Source organism: Streptomyces nanshensis (assembly GCF_001751255.1).
In the GTDB taxonomy this organism is placed as follows: Bacteria; Actinomycetota; Actinomycetes; order Streptomycetales; family Streptomycetaceae; genus Streptomyces; species Streptomyces nanshensis_A.
Genome location: NZ_LJGW01000412.1, coordinates 11,088 through 15,593 on the forward strand (window position 1 = coordinate 11,088; position 4,506 = coordinate 15,593).

2 protein-coding genes and 1 pseudogene are annotated in these 4,506 nt (G+C 73.8%); 2 read left to right on the forward strand and 1 reads right to left on the reverse strand.

The features are described from left to right. A pseudogene (locus tag AN218_RS38525) lies at window positions 1–171 on the forward strand (monooxygenase); the annotation flags it as partial. A gap of 64 nt (window positions 172–235) precedes the next feature. Here the strand turns inward: AN218_RS38525 and lnt are convergent. Then, entirely contained in the window at window positions 236–1,921 is a 1,686-nt protein-coding gene (gene lnt / locus AN218_RS25805) for an apolipoprotein N-acyltransferase (RefSeq protein ID WP_070019376.1), read from the reverse strand. Between the two features lie 206 nt (window positions 1,922–2,127). On the opposite strand from lnt, the gene AN218_RS25810 reads away from it, so the two are divergent. Continuing rightward, window positions 2,128–4,506 (forward strand): GH92 family glycosyl hydrolase (locus AN218_RS25810; RefSeq protein ID WP_070019378.1); only part of this gene is annotated, 2,379 nt, incomplete at its 3' end.

Genomic DNA, 4,506 nt, shown 5'->3' on the forward strand with positions numbered 1-4,506 from the left:
CTGGTCACCCTCACCTCGGCGCCGGCCTGTGCGCTGCGCGACGGCGCGATGGCCGCGGTGAACCGCCTCGCACCGCATCTGGCGCTGCGCGCGCTCGACGGGATCGCCGACTGGAGCCCGCCGGGGCACGCGGAGGCCGTCGCGAGCGCGCGGGCCGCGGGACGGCTCTGAGGGGGGCGCCCTCGGGCAGCCGGGCGGGGCGGTCAATTGCCCGTGAACGAGGGGGAGTCGGCGCTCAGCCGGCGCTCCCCGTCCCGCTGCCGCTCCCGGTGCCCGCGCCCGTGCCGTTCCCGCCGTCGCGTCCGGCGCGGTACGTCCGTACCGCCCACGCCGCCGCGAACAGCACGAGCGCTGCCACCGACGCGTGCACGATCCAGTCGCCCGTGCGCAGATACACGGTGCTGCCCCGGGCGAGCGGCACCGTGTAGACCTCGGCGGTGCTGCGGTCCGTGCCGAGCAGCGGGCCGGTGCGCTCGCCGCGCGGCCCGTAGACCGCGCTGATGCCGGTGAGCGTGGCGTGCACCATGGGCCGTCCCGTCTCGGCCGCGCGCAGCGCGCCCAGCGAGGCGTGCTGCGCGGGCGCCCAACTGTCCTGGAACGTCGAGGTGGAGGACTGGGTGACGATCAACCGGGCGCCGTCGGCGGCCAGTTGGCGGCTCATGTCGGGGAAGGCGCTCTCGAAGCACACCAGCGGCCCGAAGTCCGCTCCGGCGGCGTGCATCATCTCCGGGCCGTTCCCGCGCAGCCGGTCCTCGCCCGCGGCCCGTCCCACCGACGTGGCCCAGCCGAGCAGAAAGCGCGCCGGTACGTACTCCCCGAAGGGCACCAGCCGCGTCTTGTCGTAGCGGTCGCCGACCATGCCGCCGGGCCCGATCAGTATCGAACTCTTGTAGATGCCGGGCTTGTCGGAGCGCCGGGCGTCCACGTTGACGAGGATCCGCGCGCCCACCCGGTGAGAGAGCGCCGCGAGCCGCTCGCGCAGCCGCGGGTGCGCGCCCAGATCGAAGCTGACGCTGCTCTCGCCCCACACCACCAGGTCCACACCGCGTCCGGCCAGCTTCCGGGTCAGCTCCTCGCTGCGCTCCAGCCGCGCCCGCTGGCCCTTGACGATCCCCGGCTGGACGACGGCGACGCGCAGCGCCCCGTCCGTACGGGGCACCGGCGCCCACGCCCAGGCCGCGGCCGTACCGCCGAGGCAGACCGCGAGCGCCGTACCCGCCGTGACGGCCGTGACCACGACGGACCGCCGGGCACCGCGCGGCGCCTGCCCGCGGGCCGGAAGGAGCCGGGAGAGCAGCAGCGCGGCCGGTACCGCGAGCGCCGTGTTCACCGCGACCAGGACGAAGGAGACCAGCCACACCCCGCCCACGGACGCCAGTCGCAGCGCCAACGTGACCTGCCACTGGCTCGCGCCGAGCAGACCCCACGGCCCGCCCAAGTACTCCCAGGAACGCACCAGTTCGACCATCAGCCAGCCGGACGGGACCAGCACGACGGCCGCCGCCGTCGCCCCCGCGCCCGGTCTGCCGTGCAGCAGCCGCCGCACCAGCCACGCCCACGGAGCCCACAACAGCCCCAGCAGCGCCGCCAGTACGAACAGGAAGACGTGCAGGCTGGGCAGCAGCCAGTGGTGCACCGCGAGCATGAAGCCCGTACCGCCGATCCAGCCCGTCACCGCCGCCTGACGTCCCGACGGCGCCGAGCGCGCCAGCAGCAGCCACGGCACCAGCGCCACCCACGCCAGCCACCACAGCGACGGCGCCGGGAAGGCGAACGCGGGCAGCGCACCGGCGGCGGCCGTCAGCAGTACGCGCACCCCGCGGCCGGTCACCCGGCGGGCCGCGGCACGGCCGGTGTCCCGCCCCGGCTCCCGGGGTGCGCGCCCCTGTGGACGCACGCCGCCCTCACGCCCTGCGGCCATGCCTCGTCGCCTCCAGCCTCCGGTCGCCCGGCCCGTCGTCCGTCCGTTCACCGGTCAACTCTGCCGAGGGCTTCCCCGGCGCGGAAGGGCGCATGCCCCTCGGGGGACCGTACGGCCCCGCCGCGCCCCGCACCCGCGCGTACCCGCTGTGACCTGCGGCATAGACAGGCAGGGAGGGCGTGGCGAAGTCTGGGCCGCTCGCCGACATGTCCTGGCCGGAGGCCCCCGTGCTGAGAGCGCAACGCATCCGGACCCTTCTGGGTCTGGCGGTCGCGACGCTCTGCGCGGGCCTCGTCGGGGCGTCGCCGCCGGCCGCGCCGTGCGGGGGAGGGGAGCGCATCGCGGGCCCGGTGACCGACCCGGCCGCCTACGTCGACCCGTTCATCGGCACCCGCGACGAGGGCAACACCTTCCCCGGGGCCGCGGTGCCGTTCGGGAAGGTGCAGCTCTCGCCCGACACCACCGGCAGCAGCACCGGCTACGACCGGGACTCCCGGCGCATCCGCGGCTTCTCCGCCGTCCATCTCTCCGGCGTGGGCTGCGGCATCGGCGGCGATCTGCCCGCGATGCCGACCACCGGCGACATCACCAGCACCGACAACGACACCTACGCCTCCGGCTTCCAGCACCGGAACGAGAGCGCGTCGCCCGGCTCGTACAAGGTCGCCCTCGACGACTACGGCGGCACCCAGGCCGAACTGACCGCGGGCACCCACACCGGACACCAGCGCTACACCTTTCCCTCGACCGGCAAGGCCAACGTGCTGCTCAATTCCGGCCAGGCGCTGCACAAGGTGACCGGCAGCTCCGTACGGGTCCTGGACGAGCGCACCATCGCCACCCGCGTCACCGGCAGCGGCTTCTGCCAGGGCACCGAGCCGTACACCGTGTGGGCCGTCACCCGCTTCGACCGGCCCTTCGACTCGTACGGCACCTGGGACGGCGACAAGGTCACCGAGGGCAGCGGGAGTTCCGAGGGCGGCGGGCGGCGCGGCGCCTACGCCCGCTTCGACACCCGCGGCGGCGACCGCGACGTGGAGGCGGTGACGGCGCTGTCGTACGTCGACGCCGAGGGCGCCGCACGCAACCTCGACGCGGAGGGCGGCCGTTCCTTCGACGAGGCCCGGGACGCGGCCCACCGCGCCTGGCAGAAGCGGCTCGGCGCGGTCCGGGTGAGCGGCGGCAGCGAGGAGCGGCTGCGCGTCTTCTACTCCTCGCTCTACCGCGCGCTGCTGCACCCCAACACCGGCGAGGACGTGGACCGGCGCTACCGCGGCTGGGACCAGAAGGTCCACCGGGCGAAGGGCCACACCTACTACCAGAACTGGTCGCTGTGGGACACCTACCGCACCCAGGCGCAGCTTCTCGCGCTCGTCGCGCCCCGCGAGTCCCGCGACATGGCGCTCTCTCTGCTGGACGTCGACGAGCAGGGCGGCTGGCTGCCACGTTGGGGATACGCCACGCGGGAGACGAACATCATGGCCGGCGACCCGGTCACGCCGTTCCTCACCAACGCCTACCAGCAGGGCTTGCTGACGGGGGACGGCGAGGCGGAACGGGCCTACCGTGCGCTGAAGAAGAACGCCGACGGGGTGCCGCCCGCGGACTCCCCGTATCTGGGACGGATGGCCAACAAGGAGTACATCGAGAAGGGCTGGATCCCGTACGAGCCCGATCGCAAACGGGATAAGCCGGGTAGTCCGGACTTCCGGCACAGCGGCTCCGCCACCCTCGAATACGCCGCCGCCGACGGCGCCCTCGCCGCGATGGCCCGCGACCTCGGGCATACCGACGACGCCGAGCGGTACGCGGAACGCTCCCGCAACTACCGCTCCCTCCTCGATCCCCGTACCGGATTCGCCCGTCCCCGCACCGCGGACGGCACCTTCGCCGGACCGTCCGACCCCGCCCGCAGCAAGGGGTTCCACGAGGGCACGTCCTCGCAGTACACATGGATGGTGCCGCAGGACGTCTCCGGTCTGGTCTCCCGGATGGGCGGGCGCAAGGCCGCCGAGAAGCGGCTCGACTCCTTCTTCGCCTACGACCGGCTGACGGAGGACCCGAGGGGGACGGCGAACGACGAGTGGGTCGCGGGACCTTACGACTACTACGGCGCCGACACCTACAACCCGCAGAACGAGCACGACCTCACCGCCCCGTACACCTACCTCTCCACCGGCTCGCCGTGGAAGACGTCGGAGGTCGTCGAGGCAGCGCGCTGCCGCTTCACCGACGCCCCCGACGGCGTCACCGGCAACGACGACCTGGGCACCATGTCGTCCTGGATGGTGCTCTCGTCCATGGGCATCTATCCGGTGACCCCGGGCGACGACGTATGGGGCCTGAACACCCCCGCGTTCGACCGGATCGAGCTGACACTGGACCGGGACTTCTATCCGCGGGGGCGCTTCACCGTCGACGCGGAGCGCGGCGACGCGGCCGACCGCTACATACGCTCGGTGTCGGCCGGCGGCAGGGACACCTCCCGTACGTGGATCACCACGGACGACATCCGCCGGGGCGGCTCGCTCGACCTGCGGCTCGGGGCGTCCCCCTCGCGGTGGGGCACCGGCGAGGACGACGCC